At 64.8% G+C, this 17,479-nt stretch carries 18 protein-coding genes; 6 read left to right on the forward strand and 12 right to left on the reverse strand.

Going from position 1 to position 17,479, the window contains the following annotated elements; all coding sequences use genetic code 11:
• Positions 1-81 precede the first annotated feature (81 nt).
• From tssJ to tssE, 4 genes are read left to right on the forward strand one after another with little or no spacing between them, the layout of a single operon-like run.
• Positions 82-645, forward strand: a complete 564-nt coding sequence (gene tssJ / locus BJP62_RS05380; protein ID WP_070527494.1) for a type VI secretion system lipoprotein TssJ — start codon at positions 82-84, stop codon at positions 643-645.
• A gap of 46 nt (positions 646-691) precedes the next feature.
• Complete coding sequence (tssK, locus tag BJP62_RS05385) at positions 692-2,041, forward strand: type VI secretion system baseplate subunit TssK (RefSeq protein ID WP_070527497.1); 1,350 nt, start codon at positions 692-694, stop codon at positions 2,039-2,041.
• 22 nt (positions 2,042-2,063) lie between these two features.
• Positions 2,064-2,759 (forward strand): type IVB secretion system protein IcmH/DotU, encoded by a 696-nt coding sequence (gene icmH, locus BJP62_RS05390; RefSeq protein WP_070527500.1) that lies wholly within the window; start codon positions 2,064-2,066, stop codon positions 2,757-2,759.
• 8 nt (positions 2,760-2,767) lie between these two features.
• Positions 2,768-3,241: a type VI secretion system baseplate subunit TssE gene (gene tssE, locus BJP62_RS05395; protein ID WP_236943670.1), complete on the forward strand. Its 474-nt coding sequence runs from the start codon at positions 2,768-2,770 to the stop codon at positions 3,239-3,241.
• 12 nt (positions 3,242-3,253) lie between these two features.
• Here the strand turns inward: tssE and BJP62_RS05400 are convergent, their stop codons facing one another.
• From BJP62_RS05400 to BJP62_RS05455, 12 genes are all read right to left on the reverse strand, one after another.
• Positions 3,254-4,204, reverse strand: coding sequence for an IS481 family transposase (locus BJP62_RS05400; RefSeq protein WP_070525350.1), 951 nt, complete (start codon positions 4,202-4,204; stop codon positions 3,254-3,256).
• A 95-nt stretch (positions 4,205-4,299) separates the two neighbouring features.
• Positions 4,300-4,725, reverse strand: a complete 426-nt coding sequence (fliJ, locus tag BJP62_RS05405; protein WP_070527505.1) for a flagellar export protein FliJ — start codon at positions 4,723-4,725, stop codon at positions 4,300-4,302.
• 8 nt (positions 4,726-4,733) lie between these two features.
• Entirely contained in the window at positions 4,734-6,131 is a 1,398-nt protein-coding gene (gene fliI / locus BJP62_RS05410) for a flagellar protein export ATPase FliI (RefSeq protein ID WP_070527507.1), read from the reverse strand.
• On the reverse strand, positions 6,124-6,885 hold the full coding sequence (locus tag BJP62_RS05415; protein ID WP_070527509.1) for a FliH/SctL family protein: 762 nt from the start codon (positions 6,883-6,885) through the stop codon (positions 6,124-6,126). Before BJP62_RS05415 ends, fliI begins: the two co-directional genes overlap by 8 nt.
• Before the next feature lie 3 nt (positions 6,886-6,888).
• Complete coding sequence (gene fliG, locus BJP62_RS05420) at positions 6,889-7,845, reverse strand: flagellar motor switch protein FliG (RefSeq protein ID WP_374749750.1); 957 nt, start codon at positions 7,843-7,845, stop codon at positions 6,889-6,891.
• Positions 7,846-7,884: 39 nt separating this feature from the next.
• On the reverse strand, positions 7,885-9,597 hold the full coding sequence (fliF, locus tag BJP62_RS05425; protein WP_083300724.1) for a flagellar basal-body MS-ring/collar protein FliF: 1,713 nt from the start codon (positions 9,595-9,597) through the stop codon (positions 7,885-7,887).
• Positions 9,598-9,683: 86 nt separating this feature from the next.
• Positions 9,684-10,004, reverse strand: coding sequence for a flagellar hook-basal body complex protein FliE (gene fliE / locus BJP62_RS05430; protein ID WP_070527514.1), 321 nt, complete (start codon positions 10,002-10,004; stop codon positions 9,684-9,686).
• Between the two features lie 57 nt (positions 10,005-10,061).
• The gene (locus tag BJP62_RS05435) at positions 10,062-11,393 is read right to left on the reverse strand and encodes a sigma-54 dependent transcriptional regulator (protein ID WP_070527517.1); all 1,332 of its coding nucleotides are present in this window, start codon (positions 11,391-11,393) and stop codon (positions 10,062-10,064) included.
• 20 nt (positions 11,394-11,413) lie between these two features.
• Complete coding sequence (locus BJP62_RS05440) at positions 11,414-12,028, reverse strand: chemotaxis protein CheB (protein WP_070527521.1); 615 nt, start codon at positions 12,026-12,028, stop codon at positions 11,414-11,416.
• A 29-nt stretch (positions 12,029-12,057) separates the two neighbouring features.
• Positions 12,058-13,746: a fused response regulator/phosphatase gene (locus BJP62_RS05445; protein ID WP_070527523.1), complete on the reverse strand. Its 1,689-nt coding sequence runs from the start codon at positions 13,744-13,746 to the stop codon at positions 12,058-12,060.
• Between the two features lie 10 nt (positions 13,747-13,756).
• A complete protein-coding gene (locus BJP62_RS05450) occupies positions 13,757-14,104 on the reverse strand; it encodes an STAS domain-containing protein (RefSeq protein WP_236943671.1) in 348 nt (115 codons plus the stop codon).
• Between the two features lie 30 nt (positions 14,105-14,134).
• The gene (locus BJP62_RS05455; RefSeq protein ID WP_168163801.1) at positions 14,135-15,307 is read right to left on the reverse strand and encodes a PAS domain-containing sensor histidine kinase; all 1,173 of its coding nucleotides are present in this window, start codon (positions 15,305-15,307) and stop codon (positions 14,135-14,137) included.
• A gap of 210 nt (positions 15,308-15,517) precedes the next feature.
• Here BJP62_RS05455 and BJP62_RS05460 point away from each other — a divergent pair, with 210 nt between their 5' ends.
• The gene (locus BJP62_RS05460) at positions 15,518-16,468 is read left to right on the forward strand and encodes a chemotaxis protein (protein ID WP_070527531.1); all 951 of its coding nucleotides are present in this window, start codon (positions 15,518-15,520) and stop codon (positions 16,466-16,468) included.
• 44 nt (positions 16,469-16,512) lie between these two features.
• Positions 16,513-17,436, forward strand: coding sequence for a chemotaxis protein (locus BJP62_RS05465; RefSeq protein WP_070527534.1), 924 nt, complete (start codon positions 16,513-16,515; stop codon positions 17,434-17,436).
• Positions 17,437-17,479 lie beyond the last annotated feature (43 nt).

The raw sequence follows: 17,479 nt of genomic DNA on the forward strand, positions 1-17,479 counted from the left end.
CACCAATCTTTCCAACTCGTTAAAAATTTCGATGGGAATGTATAATAATTTTCCCGCAACATCAAAGCCGTCTGAACGAGCATGAATATGAAATCCAGCTTTTTTGTAAGAAAAAAGCCCGTTCGCCATCTGATGAGCGTTCTGGCTGTCGTCGCCCTCACCGCCTGCGCTTCGGGGCCGAAGGACTACGCAATCCAGGGAGAAGCCACGCCGGTCATCAACCGAGATACAAGCGGCAAGCCGTTGTCCGTCGTGGTCCGGGTCTATCAGCTCAAGGACGCCGGCGAATTCAACAAGCTGACTTACGATGCTGCGGCGAGCGGAAAACCTGACACGGAACTTTTTGGAAATGAATTGATATCCAGAAGCGAACTGGTTCTGCTCCCCGGCAGCAAACAAACGATCAAGGACCAGATCAAGCCGGAAACGCGCTTTGTCGGCATCGTCGGCTACTTCCGTAAGCCGGAGCCCCACTATTGGCGTGCGCTGGTCGACGCCGGCGACGTGCGCAGCGACGGGCTGGCCTTCAAGGTCCAGGACTGCTACCTGCAGGTGCAGACACCGAAACCGATCGCGCTGCCCGGTGTCCCGGCGACGGCCAAACCTGACTGCGGCTTACCGGGAAAAACCACCGGTCGCCGATGAACGTCCCGCCCAGATTTGCAAAAAGGAGACGGCGTAGCCGCCCATCATGCTGAACGCAAAACGCATCCTCTGGGGCGAAGGCATGTTCCTTCGCCCGCAGCATTTCCAGCAGCAGGCGCTGCACCAGGCCAACTTGCTGACGCAGGCCGTCCACAGTCACCGCCGCCATGCATGGGGCCTGCAGGCGCTGGATCTCGACGAAGCGGCCTTGCGCACCGGACAGGTCCGGGTCGATGCACTGTCGCTGCTGTTCCGCGACGGCACGGCGTTCAACGCGCCGCTGCACGAACCGTTGCCGCGCTCGCGCGACCTGGCCGAGATCCCGCAACTCGGCGTCGAGACGACGCTGTACGCCTGCCTGGCACACCTGACACCGTACGGCGGCAATACCGCGGCCGAATCCCAGACGCTGAACCGCCCCGCCCGCTTTCGCAGCCAGCCCTATGCGGTCGCCGACCTGTACACGCAGGCGCTCGAAGCCGATCTGAGTACGCTCGAACTCGACGTCAGGCTGATGGTCGACGAGGAAAACCGCGACGGCTTCGATTCGATTCCGATCGCCCGGCTCGCCAAGAATGCCACCGGCCAGTGGCAGCGCATCGACGACTACCTGCCGCCGCTGGTGACCGTCGGCGCCTCGGCGCCGGTCGCGCGCATCCTGCGCCGCCTGCTCGACATCCTCGTCGTGAAGAGCCAGGCGCTGGCCGGCGCACACCGCGAACGGGCGAAGAACGTCATGGAGTATGGGACGACCGACATTGCGTCGTTCTGGCTGCTGCACACCGTCAACCGCAACTTCGCCCGCCTGAACCACCTGGCCCGATGCGAGCCGCTGCATCCGGAAGAGCTGTATCTGGCGCTGGCCGAGTTCTGCGGCGAGCTGCAGACGTTCTCGACCACCTACTCGCTCGGCGACCTGCCGCCGTACCGGCACGACGCGCTGTCCGAGACGCTGCCGGTGCTCGATACGCAGATCCGCGAACTGCTCGAAACAGTGATCTCGGCGCGTTACGCCGTGATCCCGCTGACCCAGCCCAAGCCGTCTTTCCATATCGGCCGGCTCGAGAGCGACCGCCTGATCGACAACGTCGACTACTACCTGTCGGTGCAGAGCGATCTGCCCGCGGCGCAGGTGATCGAGTCCGTGCCGTTCAAGTTCAAGGTCGGCGCACCGGACGACGTCGAGAAGATCCTCAACTCGGCACTGCGCGGCGTCAGCCTCGCCCACGTCGGCCAGACGCCGTCGGCGATCCCGGTCCGCGTCGGCAACCATTATTTCGCGCTCGAACCGCGCGGCGACATCTTCCAGCGCATGCTGCAATCGCGCTCGGTCTGCATCTACGTGCCGCAGACCCTGGCCGAGCTCCGGCTCGAGCTGATTGCCGTTTTCCGCTGAACTTCCACCCCAAGGATCCGGTATGAACGCCCCCACCGACATTGCCCACCCGCTCAGCGTCGAGCAGCCGAGCGCACCCGCGCTGCGCGACATGCTCGAAGACGGTACCTACCTGCTTTTCCTGCTGCGCGACGGCAACGCACCGAACAGCGCGGCCGAATTCAACCGCCGCGTCGACCACTTCCTCGCCCAGTTCGACCGGCACGCCCGCCAGTTCGGCAAGCCCGGCGACGCGATCGATCAGTCCAAGTACGCGTTCTGCGCGCTGATGGACGAGATCATCCTGTCGTCGGACTTCCCGCTGCGCGAGGAGTGGGAGCGGATGCCGCTGCAGCTGCGCCTGTTCGGCGAGCACCTTGCCGGCGAGGGCTTTTTCGACCGGCTCGAAATGCTGCGACTCGATCCGGCCAAGCACATCGAGGCGCTCGAAGTCTTCCAGATCTGCCTGCTGCTCGGCTTCCAGGGCAAGTACCTGCTCGAAGGCGGCGAGAAGCTCGGCTACCTCGCCCACCGGCTCGGCCAGGAAATCCAGCAGGTCCGTGGCGGCAAGGCCGACCTGGCACCGAACTGGAAGCTGCCGCAGCGCTTCCAGGCCTTCGTGCGGCACGAACTGCCGCTGTGGCTCTACTTCGGTGTGCTGGCCGTCGTCGCGGTCGCGATCTTCGTCGCCTACCGCGTGCTGCTCGGCCAGCAGCTCAACCCGCTGCTTGGCGGATGAGCGCGCGGATGACGACATCGGTCCAGCCTTCGGTGCTGGACCGGCTGCTCGACGACGAGCCGGAGCAGACGCGCGGCGGCGGCTGGCTGTCGTTCGATCTGCCCGACTTCAAGCGCGCGCTGGCGCGCGACATGGAGGCCCTGCTCAACACCCGGACGATGGACTTCAGCGAGCTGTTCGACGCCCATCCGCTCGCTGCCGAGTCGATGATCGGTTTCGGCATTCCGGACCTGTCCGGCATCAGCCTGCTCGACCCTGAAGACCGCGAATTTTTGCGCGAACGGATCCGCAAGGCGATCGAACGGCACGAACCGCGGCTGAGCCGGGTGAGGATCTCGCTGGAAACGCCGCGCGAGCTCGAACGCGCGCTGCGCTTCCGCGTCGACGCGATCCTCAAGGTCCACCCGCATCGTCCGCCGGTGTCGTTCGATGCGACGCTGCAGCTGTCGTCGAACGTCTACAGTATCCGCGCCAACGGTTAGACGCTGTCCGGACTAGCTGTGAAGAGTCAAGACGTTGTTTTTCGTTGCTGAGAGACGGGACATGGGCACGTGGCAGCCGATGCCGTGATGCGGACGGTGCCAGTTGTAATAATGATTCCAATACCTCAGGACTGCGCCGCGCTCATCCGAGTGTTGATAGGTTTGGCCGTAGGCCCATTCGCGCAGCGCGGACTGGATGAAGCGCTCGGCCTTGCCGTTGGTTTGCGGTCGGTAGGCGCGGGTGAACCTCTGCTTAATGCCCAGTTCAACGCAAACGCGGCCGAAGTCATGGGAGCGGAAGGCGGGCCCGTTATCGGTGATCAGGCGCTGGAGCGGTACGCCCAGCGTTTTGAAGTAGTCGTTGGCCGCACGCAGGAAGTCGATGGCGCTGGCGCGGCGCTCGTCGGGGTAGAGTCGGGTGAAGGCGATGCGACTATGGTCGTCGATCGCCACGAACAGATATTCCCAGCCGCTGTTTCGGCTGTTCTGGCGACGATCGCCGGTGATGCGATGGCCGACCTGCTCGAAGCGGGCGAGCTTCTTGATGTCGACGTGCAGCAGTTCGCCGGGCGTTTCGCGCTCGTAGCGCTGCACAGGCTCTGCGGGCTGCAGGTCGCTTAACCGCGATAGCCCTGCGTGTCGCAGCACGCGACTGACGGTTGCTTTGGACACGCCGATATAGCTTGCGATGCGAGCCTGCAGGAACAGCTTGCGACGCAATTCGATGATCGTCAGGGCAACGCTGGGCGCAATGGCACGTGGCGAGCGCTCGGGACGCGAGGATTTGTCGAGCAAGGCAGCCGCGCCGCCGACCAGATAGCGGCCCAGCCACTTGCGGGTGGTGACCGCGCTTACGCCATGGCGTGCCGCCGCCGCCGCGGTCGACAAACCATGCTCGGTGATGTCCTGAACCATTTCCAGGCGACGCAGATACGTCAGTCGGGCATTCTTATGTGTGTTCATCCGGTGTCTTGTTCTGTGACTGGGGGTTTGGCGATTTCCAGTCTCGCAGAACTTCTCCGGGTGAACACCCGAAACAACCTATTGAACCTTCACAACTAGCGCCGCCGGCTGTTGAACTCGTCGAGCAGCTTCTGCTCGCGCGCGAGTTCGAGCTTGCTCTGCTGGCTGGCATGGCGGGTCTTCAGCGCCTCGTAGGCCTTGAGCTTTTTCTCGCACTCGGCAAAGCGCGCCAGCGCCGCTTCGGTCTCGCCGGCGAGGCGGGCGACTTCGGCGGCCTGTTGCTTGGTCGCATCATCAAGCTTGCCGAGGAACAGCTGGTAATCGCGGAACTGCACGACGGTGATGCCGGCCTGCGCGCTCCGGGTCAGCCGCTGCCGGTATTCATCGGCATAGTGCCGGATCTGCGCCAGCCGGTCGCGCGCGCCCTGCTCGGCCGCCTGCGCCTCGCTCATCGCCGCCACCGCGCGTTCCCGCGCCTCTTGCGCCATTTCGAGCAGGAATTCGAAGCGGAACTTGGCCATGGGCTAGCTCACGCGAACAGGGCCGCGAGTCTGGCCCGCGCGCCCTCGTAGCTTTCCTGCTCGTGAATGCGCTGCTGCAGGAAGCCCTCGAAAGCCGGGTGGCGGCGGATCGCTTCGTCGAGCAGCGTATCCGACCCCGGCACATAGGCACCGACGCTGATCAGGTCGCGCGAACGCTGGTAGCGCGAATACAGGTACTTGAAGCGCCGCACGAGTTCGAACTCCTCGGGCGCGACGATATCGTGCATCACCCGCGAGATCGACGCCTCGATGTCGATCGCCGGGTAATGGCCGGCTTCGGCCAGTTGCCGGCTGAGCACGAAGTGGCCGTCGAGGATCGCCCGGGCATTGTCGGCAATCGGGTCCTGCTGGTCGTCGCCCTCGGAGAGGACCGTGTAGAACGCGGTGATCGAGCCGCCGCCGTCGCGGCCGTTGCCGGCGCGCTCGACCAGTTGCGGCAGCCGCGCGAATACCGACGGCGGATAGCCTTTGGTCGCCGGCGGCTCGCCGACCGCCAGCGCGATCTCGCGCTGCGCCATCGCATAGCGCGTCAGCGAATCCATGATCAGCAGTACGTGCTTGCCCTGGTTGCGGAAATACTCGGCGACGCTGGTCGCATAGGCTGCACCGTAAAGCCGCAGCAGCGGCGGCGTGTCGGCCGGCGCGGCGACGACGACCGAACGCGCCAGCCCTTCGTCACCGAGGATGTTCTCGATGAAGTCCTTGACCTCGCGACCGCGCTCGCCGATCAGCCCGACGACGACGACGTCGGCCTTGGTGAACCGCGCCATCATCCCGAGCAGCACCGACTTGCCGACGCCGGAGCCGGCAAACAGGCCGAGCCGCTGGCCGCGGCCGACGGTCAGCATCGCGTTGATTGCGCGGACGCCGACGTCCATCACCTCGCGCACCGGCTCGCGGTCCATCGGGTTGTAGGCGCGCGCGAACAGCGGCGCATATGCGTCGACCTGCAGCTTGCCACGACCGTCGAGCGGCCGGCCGAGCCCGTCGAGGATGCGCCCGAGCAGTCCCCAGCCGACCGGCACCTGGCGGCCGTGGTCCTCGAGCCGTCTTGCCGGCGGCTTGGGGTTGCCGTATTCGGGGATCCACGCCGCGATGTCTTCGTGCGGCACGACCTCGGCCCCTGGCTCGACGCCATAGACCTCGCTGATCGGCATCAGGAACAGCCGGTCGTCGTTGAAGCCGACGACGACGGCCTCGACCGGGTGTCCGCCCGGCGTCATCACTTCGCACGATGCACCGAGCGGCAGTTTCAGCCCCGCGACCTCGAGTACCAGCCCGGACACCCTGACCAGCTTGCCGCGCGGCTTCCATGGCCGGACCCAGCGCACCGCATCGCCACAGTCGGCAAGATAGCGGCGGCAGAGCTGCAGCCGTTCACTCACCGTCCGTGGCCTCGTGCGCGGCCCAGCCGAGCTCGTCGCGATCCGCCCGGTTCAGTACCCGCAGGATCGTGTGCCAGCGCGCCGGCAAAGCCAGATCGATCTGGGTCGACGCGGTTTCGATACGCGCATCGCCCGGACTCAGCCGCGGATCGGCAAGCAGCCGCCACGACTCGCCCGACAACTCGATCGCCAGCATGGGCTCGAGCGCGTTCAGATCGTCCTGATGCAGAAACAGCCGCGACGCCCCGCCCGGCGACGGAATGCCCGACAAAGCCTCGACGATCGCCGGCAGCAGCACGGTTCGATCGGCCGCGACTTCGCGCCGGACCAGTTCGCGCGCCAGCACCAGCGCCAGATCGAGCGTCGACTCGGCCAGAGCCTGCTCGGCGCCGGCGCTGATATTGTCCAGCGTCCGCAGCAATGCCTTGAGCCGGTTCACCTCGTCCTCGGCGGCCAGCCGGCCGGCTTCGAGCCCGGCGTCGAAGCCTTCGCGCATCGCCTGCTGTTCAATCGCTTCGATCTCTTCGGCCGTCGGCAGGCTGACCTCGGCCAGCGGCAGGGTATCGACGACCACTTCGGCCACCGGCGTGACCACAGGCTCGGGCTCGGCCGGTGGCTGCGGCGTCTCGAGCTGCGGCGCGGCGACCGGCGCCGGCTGGCGGGCACGGCGCTCCTCGTCGATGCCACCAAGCTCCCAGCGCTCCCAGGCGGTCAGTTCCTCGCGCGGAATCACGCGCCGATGCGGCCCGGCCATCGCTTACTCGACCAGCCCTTCGTCGCCCTTGCCGGAGAGCACGATCTGCCCCTCGTCGGCCAGGCGGCGAACGATCTTGAGGATTTCCTTCTGCTCGGCCTCGACCTCGGACAGCTTGACCGGCCCCTTGGCCTCGAGGTCGTCCTTGAGCATTTCGGCCGCACGCTGCGACATGTTCTTGAACACCTTGTCCTTGAGCGCCTGACTCGTGCCCTTGAGCGCGACGATCAGCGAATCGGACTGGATTTCGCGCAACAGCATCTGGATGCCGCGGTCGTCGATGTCGAGCAGATTGTCGAAGGTGAACATCTTGTCCTGGATCTTCTGCGCCAGCTCCGGATCGTAGTCGCGGATACTCGAGATCGCCGACGCTTCGATCACGCCCCCCATGAAGTTGAGGATCTCGGCGGCCATGTGCACGCCGCCCATCGCACTCTTCTTGATCTTGTCCGAGCCCGACAGGAGCTGCGTCAGCACGTCGTTGAGCTCGCGCAGCGCCGCCGGCTGCACGCCCTCGAGCGTGGCGATCCGCAGCAGCACGTCGTTGCGGACGCGCTCGACGAAATGGCCGAGGACTTCGGACGACTGGTCAGGCTCAAGGTGGACGAGAATCGTCGCGATGATCTGCGGATGCTCGTTGCGGATCAGCTCGGCCACCGCGGCCGAATCCATCCACTTGAGCGACTCGATGCCGTTGTTGTCGTTGCCCTGCAGGATGCGGTCGAGCAGGTTCGCCGCCTTGTCCGAGCCGAGCGCCTTGGTCAGTACCGAGCGGATGTATTCGTCGGCGGCGCCCAGATTGGCACGGCTCTCGGTCGCGGCAACAAAGTCCTCGAGCGCGACATTGACCTCCTCGCGCTGGACGTTCTCCATATTGGCCATCGCGAAGCCGAGGCGCTGCACCTCCTTGGGGCCGAGGTACTTGAACACCTCGACCGCCGCATCCTCGCCCAGCGTCATCAGCAGGATCGCCGCCTTGCGTACGCCTTCCTCGTTCACTCAGCCCACCTTGTTCGGATTTGCCGCTTCTTCTTCCCGCGCCATCCATTCGCGCAGGATGGTCGCGACCATGCGCGGATCGTTCTTGGCGATTTCCTTGCCCTGCTGCAGCCGGTCGGCAAATGCCGACAGCCGCACATTGTCCTCTTCGGCCTTCTCCTGCCGCTGCACCGTCTGCGCCTCGTCGCTGCTGCCGAGCGGCTCGCCCAGCTCCAGGTCGACCGGCTGCGGCGCTTCGCGCGCCCGTGACAGATCGCGCATCAGCGGCCGGACGACGAAGAACAGCAGGTAGAGCACCGCCAGCGCGATCAGCCCCAGCTTGAGCAGGTCGGTCAGGTTGGCGCGGGCGAAATCGAGCGCCTTGTCCTGCAGCGGCTTGTCGGCCAGCGGCTGCGAATCGGCGAATGCCGCATTGACGAGGTTGACCGAATCGCCGCGGTCCTTGTTGAAGCCGAGCGCCTCGCGGACCAGATCGTTCAGCTGCGCCATTTCCTGCGGACTGTACGGCACATAGGTCGCCTGGCCGTTCTTGTCGCGACCGGGCTTGTAGTTGACGACGACCGCCGCCGACAGCCGCTTGACGTTGCCGACCGGCTGCTTGACGTGCTGGATCGTCTTGTCGAGTTCGTAATTGGTCGTGGCGTTCTTGCTGGAGTTCGAATTGCCCGTGCTCGTCGCGGCGACATCCGACGCCAGCGGCACGCTGATCGGCGCGACCGCCGCGCCAGGCGGCTGGTTCGACAATGCGCCGGGGACGCCGCCGACGGTGTCGGTGACATTGCGCCCTTCCTGCTCGGCGGTCTGCTGGCTGCGGATCGCCGCGGCATTCGGCGGACTGTTCGGCTTGTAGGTTTCGCTGGTCTGCTCGACCTCGGAAAAATCGACCTGCGCGGTCACCTCGGCACGGACGTTCTCCTTGCCGACGATCGACGCGAGGATTGCCTGGATGCGTTCGACGTAGTTCTTCTCGATCTGCTGCACGTAGACGAGCTGACGCGCATCGAGGTTGGGCTGGCTCATGTCCTGCGGCCGCGACAGCAGGTCGCCGTTCTGGTCGACGACGGTGACGTTCTTCGCCGGTAGGTCGGGAATGCTCGCAGATACCAGATTGACGACGCCGGCGACCTGGCCGCTGTCGAGCGAACGCCCCGGTTGCAGGGTCAGCAGCACCGACGCGGTCGGTTTCTGCTGGTCGCGCAGGAAGACGGTCTGTTTCGGGATCGCCAGATGCACGCGTGCCTTTTCTACCACCGAGATCGTCTCGATCGAACGGGACAGCTCGCCCTCGACCGCACGCTGGTAATTGACCTGCTCGGCAAACTGCGACACGCCGAACTTCTGGTTGTCCATGATCTCGAAGCCGGCGTTGCCGGCCCGCGGCAGCCCCTGGCCAGCGAGCTTGAGACGCGTGTCGTAGATCTTGTCGCCGGGAACCGAGATCGTGCCGCCCGCATCGAGCTTGTACGGCACGTTCATCTGCTGCAGCGCCTGCACGATGGCGCCGCCGTCCTTGTCGGGAATATTCGTGTAGAGGATGCGGTAACTGGGGGCGCTGCCCAGCAGCCAGACGCCGACCGCCGCCGCGATCAGCACGGCTGCGCCGATCATCATGCCGAGCTTGCGGCCGTTCGGGATGGCGTCAAAGCGCTGACGCCACGCTGCGGCCCCCTGCCCAATTCCGCGATTGCCGCTGGTCGCGCCCGCTTCAGCCATAGAAAATCAAACTAGGATAGTTGGAATCATCAACACGCCATTCTAACTGTTTTCAACCTAGCACAGTAAGCCAGCACCGAAGCGCATCATACCTGCATGTTCATCACTTCCTGATACGCCGAAACCAGCTTGTTGCGGACCTGCACCATCGCCTGGAAGCTCAGGCTGGCCTTCTGCAACGACACCATCACGTCCTGCAGATCGGCTTCGGGCGCGCCCGACTGGAAGTCGGCCTGCTGTGCCTGTGCCGACTGCTGCATCTGGCTGACCTGGTCGAGCGAGGACTTGAGCAGGCCGGCAAAATCGGCGCCACCGCTCGCCTCTGCAGCAGGCGTGCTCTGGCCCGCCGCCTTGGCCGACATCGCCTGCAGCTGTCCGAGTAGTTGGTCGATGCCTTGAACGCTCATCGCAGTATTCCGGTTCGTTAATTCAGATCAGGTACAAGCAAGATATGCGCCAGCACGCTATTCCGGCAGCGCATCGCCGGCTTCGCGATACTGTTGCAGCTTGTAGCGCAGCGTGCGCTCGCTCATGCCGAGCCGCTCAGCCGCCAGTTTGCGGACGCCGGCCACGGCTTTCAGCGTCTCCAGAATATGCTGCTTTTCCAGCTCGCGCAGGTCGGCCGGCCGGGCGGCCTGCGCCTGTGGCGGGACCGCAGCGGCAAAGTCTGCCTGTGCGGGCGGCAAATACAGGTGTCCGGCGGCAATTTCATCTCCGGGCGCCAGGATCAGCGCCCGCTGCACGACGTTGTCGAGTTCGCGGATATTGCCATCCCAGCGATGCGCACGCAGTGCAGCGACGGCATCCGGCGCCAGCGCCGGGCACCGGCGCTGCTGCCGCCCGGCGTGGCGCGCAAGCAGCGCACGCGCCAGTGGCAGAATGTCGTCCGGCCGCTCGCGCAGCGCCGGCAGATGCAGCGGAAACACGTTGAGCCGGTAATAGAGGTCCTCGCGGAAGCGGCCATTGGCCACCTCGGCCTGCGGATCGCGGTTCGACGTCGCCAGCACCCGGATATCGACGCCGATCGGCCTGAGGCCGCCGACCCGCTCGACCTCGCGCTCCTGCAGTACGCGCAGCAGCTTGGCCTGTAGCGGCAGCGGCATCTCGGTGATCTCGTCGAGCAGCAAGGTGCCGGTGTTGGCCTGCTCGAACTTGCCGATATGCTGGCTGGCCGCGCCGGTAAACGCGCCCTTCTCGTGGCCGAACAGCGTCGATTCGAGCAACTGCTCCGGAATCGCCGCACAATTGATCGCGACAAAGGGTTTGCTTGCGCGCGGGCTGTGGTCGTGCAGGAAGCGCGCCAGCACCTCCTTGCCGGTGCCCGACTCGCCGGTGACCAGCACCGACGCATCGGACTGCGCGACGCGCTCGGCCACGTCGAGAATCCGCCGCATCGCCGGATCCTCGGCGATCACCACCTCGTCGGCACCGCCGGGCAGCAGGTACTTGGCGACCTCCTGCAGCAGCAGGTCCGGCTCGAAGGGTTTGGGCAGGTAATGGCAGGCGCCGGCATGCAGCGCGGCGACGGCGCGATCGACGACGCCGTAGGCGGTCATCAGCAGCACCGGCAGCCACGGGTAGCGGGTCTTCACCTCGCGCAGCAAGCTCTCGCCGTCCATCGGCTGCATCTGTACGTCCGACAGCACCAGGCCGACGCGTCGCCCCGACAACAGCAGAGCCAGCGCCTCACTGCCGTCGCCGGCGGTCAGCACCGCGTGCCCGCCGAGTTCGAGCGTATCGCACAGCGCCTCGCGCAGCGCTTCGTCGTCCTCAACCACCAGTATCGGTAATGCCACGGTCACTCTCCGTCAATCCGCTAGCGCGGCAATGCCAGTCTGGCCTGCAAACGCTCGGGAATGCGGGCCAGCGGCAGAATTTCGTCGACCCCGCCGAGCGCGATCGCTTCCTTCGGCATGCCGAACACGGTCGCACTGGCTTCGTCCTGGGCAAAATTGTACGCGCCGGCATCGCGCATCGCCCGCATGCCGGTTGCGCCGTCCTTGCCCATGCCGGTCAGCATCACGCCCAGCGCACGTGCCCCGACCAGTTCTGCGACCGACTGGAACAGCACCTCGACCGACGGCCGGTGACGGTTGACCGCGTCGGCCTGCGACAGCGCGCAGCACAGGCGCCCCCCCAGGCGCGCCAGCAGCAGATGGGAGTGGCCCGGTGCCAGATAGGCATGGCCCGGCAGCAGCACGTCGCCGTGCTCGGCCTCCCGGACCGTGAGCGCACACAAACCATCGAGCCGGCGCGCGAACGAGCCGGTGAACATCGCCGGCATGTGCTGGACGATGACGATCGGCGGCAGGGTCGCCGGCAACGGAACGAGCAGCGCCTTCAGCGCCTCGGTGCCGCCGGTCGACGCACCGACGGCGATCACGCGCCCGTCGGCATTGGCATTACGGACTGTCAGGGGAACGGTGTGCATCGGATCGAACGACGCCGGATCGCGAGGATCTAGGCGGTGACGGGAAGCGGATTGAGCGAATAATACGCGATCGCCTCGTTCCCGCTACCCGGGAATATCAACTGCTCGCACAGCGCCTGCACCAGCGCCAGGCCGGTACCGGGCTGACCGGCCGTGCGCGGCCGGTCGAATCCGGTACCGCTGTCGCGGACCCGGACGCGCAGCACGTCCCGCCCGTCAGCACGCAAACCCGCAAGCTCGATGTCGATACTCCCCGACTCGAGTGCGGCCAGCCCCGCCTGACGGGCCGCCAGATAGCGCTCCATGCCGTCGGCTTGCTGCTTGAGCGCCGGATCGAGGTGCAACAGGCCGTGATCGAGCGCGTTGGCGAAGAGCTCGCTCAGCATCAGGAAAACATCGGACTGGTGCGCGGCGAGCGCGTCGATTTCGTTCACGAACGACATCATGAACGGCACGGTATTGATGTACTTGAGTTCGGCCGCGCCGAGCTGCAGGCCGTAGCGCCAAGCCAGCTCGGCATTCCCCAGGAAAGCGGCCAGATCAAATGACGCCCCCCCGGCAGGCTCCACGGTCTTGCGCAGGCGGGCGCCGAAGTGCGCGAGCACCAGCGAGATGTCGTCGTGATGGGCGGCGCCGGCCATATGGCCTTCCAGCGCCCCCTGCAGCGCGCCCAGGCGCGCAGGCACCGGCTGTTGCAATACCTCAAGCAGTCGGTCGATACCGAAGGACTGGCCGTCGCCCCGGCGCGCCTCGGTCAGGCCGTCGGAATAGACCACGACCGATCCGGGAGCGGCAAAGTAATAGCGCTCGGTTCTGACGTCGATATCCTGCGTCGGCGTAATGCCCAGCGGCAGGTGGCGGGAACGCCAGCGATGACAGACCTGGCCGTCGTCGCCAGCCGCCAGCACAGTCGGCATGCCGCCATTCCAGACTTCGACGCAGCCCCCCGCTTCGTCAATCGCGATCAGCACCACGGCGACAAAACGCCCGACCGGCAACACCTGGCGGACCTTCTTGCTCATTTCGATCAGGATGTCGGGAATCGCATAGCCCTTCTCGGTCATGCTGTAGAAGGGTTGCGTCAGCGGCAGCACATTGAGCGCAGCGGTCAGGCCGTGACCGATGCCGTCGGCCAGCATCAGATGCAGCACCTGGCCGGGCGTGCGCGCGGCGGCGATCATGTCGCCGGACAGGCTCTCGGCCGGCGACAGCCAGTACTCGAGCTGTGCGTCGGACAGCCGCTCCGCGTTGACCATCTGCTCCATCAGATGCTGGACGACGCGCTTTTCCTCCTCGGCCCTGGCGTAATAGTCCGCCAGCTTGGCCGATTGCTCGCGCACCTTGCGGTTGAGCTCGAGCGTACGCTGGAAAGCCTTCAGCTTGGCCTCGAGCACCCGCAGGTTGACCGGCTTGTTGATGTAGTCGTCGGCGCCCTGCTCGATCGCCTCGGCCAGCCTGCTTTCTTCGCCAATGCCGGTCACGAACACGATGGGCACCCAGGTTTCGCCTGCCTCGGACTTGATCGTCGCCGCAGCTTCCGGCCCCGAGACAACCGGCATCATCATGTCCATCAACACGAGATCCGGCCTGGCCTCGCGCCAGACGCGGATCGCCTCGCCGCCGTCGCGCGCCGGAATGGCCACGTGGCCCAGCGCCTCGACAAACCGCGAGATCAACAGCAGGACGGCTTCGGTGTCGTCGACGACGAGAATGCGCATTCAGCGGGTGTTAGCGGATCGTGAAAATCTTGCCGAAACAGGCGATCTCGAGCACCTGCTTGACGGTGTCGCGGCAATTGACCAGCGCCAGGCTTTTGTTGACCGCGCCGATTTTTTCCTTCAGCAACAGCAGCATGCCCAGCGCCGAGCTATCGAGGTAATTGACGTTCTGAAAATCGACCAGCACTTCCTTGACCGCGGGATCGGCAATCAGCGTCTCGCACACCTGGCGAAACTCGCGGTGCGCACTGAAATCGAACTGACCCGAGAGTACGACCCGGCCCACCTGCCCTTCGACCTGAACGGTTGGCGACATATTTCCCATAACCTTGTCTTGAAAATAAAACAGCGGAAGCACGCCCCACCCTACCGGACGGCGCTACCAGCATCAAACATTAGAGGCGTCGTTCAGAACTGGCAACCGCACGGTGAATTCCGTGCCTTCGCCCAACACCGAACGCACCGAAACATCGCCACCGAAGCCTTCGATCATGCTGCGGACGATCGCCAGCCCCAGACCTGTACCGTCCTTGCGGGTCGTGTAGAAAGGCTCGAACAGACGCTCCAGCGCCTCCGGCGCCACACCGCAGCCCTGATCCCGTACCACCATTGTAGCGAAACACTCGTCAAAGGACACAGAAAGCACTATGCAAGCATAATCGTCACTCGCCTGCATCGCATTTTCCAGCAAGTTCAACATCACGCCGAGCAACTCCTTGCGATCGGCAAGGATCTGGACCGCGCGGTTTGCCGGCGAGAAATCGATTTGAATATGCCGGGCCTCGAGTTGCGGCTCGATCGTCTGCACCGCTTCGAGCAGGCATTCGTCGAGACCGACCGGCGCCATTGCAAGCGCATGCCCGCGGACGAAATGCAGCATGCCCTGGATCAGCGCTTCCAGATGGCGCAGCCGCGCCAGCGCCTTGTCGGCAAAGCGGCGCCTGTCGTTGTCGGCCAGCTGCGGCCGGGCCAGGTGACCGGCGTAGAGCAAGGCCGTCGCCAAGGGGGTGCGCAGCTGATGCGCCAGCCCGGCGGCCATTTCGCCCATGGCCGCCAGCCGCTTGTGCTGCGCCAGCGATTGCTCGAGCGCCCAGGTTTCGGTCAGGTCCTGGACCAGCAGGATCTGGCACGCCTCTTCGGGCACGCTGGTACTGTCGATGCGCAGGCGCCTCAGACCCCGACCACTCGGGTAGAGCCACAGGCCGCCGTCATCGAGCTCGCCATGCGCCTCCCGGAATACCTGCCAGTCCTGCCCTTCGGCCAGCGGCGCGAGCAGTTCACGCGCAGCGGCATTCAGCATCGTGACACTGCCCCGCGCGTCCAGTTCGACCACGCCGCCGGGCAGACGATCCATCAGAATCGCCAACCGCCGCGACAGTGCCGCCTTCTCGTCCAGCTCACGCCGCAAGTGACCGTTGGCGATTTCAAGTTGCGCGGTGAGCGACACGACCTGCTGACGCAGATCGGCGTAAGCATTGGTCAACTGTGCCGACGCTTCGGTAAACAGCGAAAAGGCGGCCTCCAGCTCACGCGGGTCTATGTTGTTTCCAGGTTCTGCCACGTCACCCATCCTTGTTGCCGGCGTATTTTTAAATTATAAATGGCCTGCAAAGCCGCATTCTGCCTTGTTTATCAGCAAACCCTAAGGTTTTGGTCGTTTCTGCCGATATAGTGGTCCAGCAAATGCGCCGGCGCAGTGGCCGCGGCCGTTGAATACGGATAAATACTTACATCCGACGGCAGAAATATCAGTTAACCAGGAGTCCCCGCCGTGTCCGACCTTCTGAAGAAAATCGATGCCAGAACCAAGCTTGCAGGCACGAACAAGCTGGAGATCCTGCTGTTCACGCTCGGGGTCGATTCGCGCACCGGTCGCCGCGAGAACTTCGGCATCAACGTGTTCAAGGTGCGCGAGGTGATGCGCACCCCCGAAATCACCCAGGCACCGGATATGCCGCCTTCGGTCGAAGGCATGGTGAGCTTGCGCGGATCGCTGGTCCCGGTGATCGATCTGGCCAAGTATGCCGGGATCAATACCGGCAGCAAACCGGAGATCATGATCGTCTCCGAGTACAACGGCCAGACGCAGGGCTTCCTGGTCGAGGCCGTCGATACCATCCTGCGCCTGGACTGGTCGCTGATGCGCGTGCCGCCGGACATGCTCACGGTGCAGATGGGCGGCCTCGTGACCGCGGTCACCGAACTCGACAGCGGCAAGCTCGTGATGATGCTCGACGTCGAGAAGGTGCTCGCCGAAACCACGCAGACCGATCAGGCGATCGACGTCGGCGTCGTGGTCCGGGACCAGAAATTCGGTGAAATGACGGTGTTCTTCGCCGACGACTCGGTCGTCGCCCGCCGCCAGATCGAAATGACGCTCGACGCGATGGGCATCCGCCATCAGCAGTCGATCAACGGCAAGCGGGCCTGGGACGAGCTGCAGCGCATCGCCAAGTCGGCGGAAATCCGCGGCAAGCCCATGCGCGAAATGGTCCAGCTCATCCTCACCGACGTGGAAATGCCGGAAATGGACGGCTACATGCTGACCCGCATGATCAAGAGCGACCCGCGCTTCGCCGGCATCCCGGTCATCATGCATTCGTCGCTGTCGGGCAACTCCAACCAGAAGCTCGGCCAGTCGGTCGGCGTCGACGGCTACGTGCCCAAGTTCGAACCGCACAAGCTGTCCGAGCTCGTTGCCCACCACCTTCTGAGCGCCTGAGCCGTGCCACTATCTGATCGGAGCCTACCGTGAGCCTCACACCGATGAATCTGCTCGACGACGTCGACGCCCGCACCAAACTCGCCGGCTCGAACAAGATGGAAATCCTGCTGTTCTCGCTCGGTACGCGCGAGACCTTCGGGATCAACGTCTTCAAGGTTCGCGAAGTATCGCAGACCCCGAAGATCACCAAGACCCCGAACATGCCGTTCGGCGTCGAAGGCGTGATCTCGCTTCGCGGCAACATCATTCCGGTGATCTCGCTGTCGAAGTTCGTCGCCACCCAGGATCGGCCGACCGGCGATGCCAACGCGACGATGATCGTCACCGAGTTCTCCAAACACACCCAGGCCTTCCTGGTCCACGAAGTCGACCGCATCATCCGCGTCGACTGGGACAAGGTCCGCGCACCGGAAAACATGCTCGCCGGCAACCAGGCGCTGATCACCGCGATCACCGAGCTGCCCGACGGCAAGCTGGTATCGGTGCTCGATGTCGAGCAGATTCTCGCCAGCGTGATCGGCGAGCCGGCGATCCCTGAGCTACAGCAGGTCGGCCTCGATCACGACCAGTTCCTGTTCTTCGTCGACGACTCGGTCGTGGCCCGCCGCGAAATCGTCGGCGTACTCGACAAGATTCGCGTCAAGTACCATCAGGCCAACAACGGCAAGGAGGCCTGGGACAAGCTCGGCGCACTGGCGAGCCGTGCCAGCCATGACGGCGAACCGCTGTCGCAGAAGCTGCGCCTGATCCTGGTCGACGCCGAGATGCCCGAAATGGACGGCTATGTGCTGACCAAGCACATCAAGTCCGACCGCCGCTTCGACGGAATTCCGGTCGTTATGCATTCGTCGCTATCATCGAACGCCAACCGTGCCATGGGCACGAGCGTCGGTGTAGACGCCTATGTCGCTAAATTCGACCCGATCGTGCTGGCCGATACGCTGGCGCCGCTGCTGACGGCCTGACAGGCCCGCAGCGCTCGGGCCCGCATCCATGAGTGAGTACACG

The organism is Jeongeupia sp. USM3, assembly GCF_001808185.1.
In the GTDB taxonomy this organism is placed as follows: domain Bacteria; phylum Pseudomonadota; class Gammaproteobacteria; order Burkholderiales; family Chitinibacteraceae; genus Jeongeupia.

What these genes read in the sequence shown, in the direction of transcription:
- tssJ (WP_070527494.1), top strand. Translation starts at nt 82, where the DNA reads ATGAATATGAAATCCAGCTTTTTTGTAAGAAAAAAGCCCGTTCGCCAT.
- tssK (WP_070527497.1), top strand. Translation starts at nt 692, where the DNA reads ATGCTGAACGCAAAACGCATCCTCTGGGGCGAAGGCATGTTCCTTCGC.
- icmH (WP_070527500.1), top strand. Translation starts at nt 2,064, where the DNA reads ATGAACGCCCCCACCGACATTGCCCACCCGCTCAGCGTCGAGCAGCCG.
- tssE (WP_236943670.1), top strand. Translation starts at nt 2,768, where the DNA reads ATGACGACATCGGTCCAGCCTTCGGTGCTGGACCGGCTGCTCGACGAC.
- BJP62_RS05400 (WP_070525350.1), bottom strand. Translation starts at nt 4,204, where the DNA reads ATGAACACACATAAGAATGCCCGACTGACGTATCTGCGTCGCCTGGAA.
- fliJ (WP_070527505.1), bottom strand. Translation starts at nt 4,725, where the DNA reads ATGGCCAAGTTCCGCTTCGAATTCCTGCTCGAAATGGCGCAAGAGGCG.
- BJP62_RS05415 (WP_070527509.1), bottom strand. Translation starts at nt 6,885, where the DNA reads ATGGCCGGGCCGCATCGGCGCGTGATTCCGCGCGAGGAACTGACCGCC.
- fliG (WP_374749750.1), bottom strand. Translation starts at nt 7,845, where the DNA reads ATGACGCTGGGCGAGGATGCGGCGGTCGAGGTGTTCAAGTACCTCGGC.
- fliF (WP_083300724.1), bottom strand. Translation starts at nt 9,597, where the DNA reads ATGGCTGAAGCGGGCGCGACCAGCGGCAATCGCGGAATTGGGCAGGGG.
- fliE (WP_070527514.1), bottom strand. Translation starts at nt 10,004, where the DNA reads ATGAGCGTTCAAGGCATCGACCAACTACTCGGACAGCTGCAGGCGATG.
- BJP62_RS05440 (WP_070527521.1), bottom strand. Translation starts at nt 12,028, where the DNA reads ATGCACACCGTTCCCCTGACAGTCCGTAATGCCAATGCCGACGGGCGC.
- BJP62_RS05445 (WP_070527523.1), bottom strand. Translation starts at nt 13,746, where the DNA reads ATGCGCATTCTCGTCGTCGACGACACCGAAGCCGTCCTGCTGTTGATC.
- BJP62_RS05465 (WP_070527534.1), top strand. Translation starts at nt 16,513, where the DNA reads ATGAATCTGCTCGACGACGTCGACGCCCGCACCAAACTCGCCGGCTCG.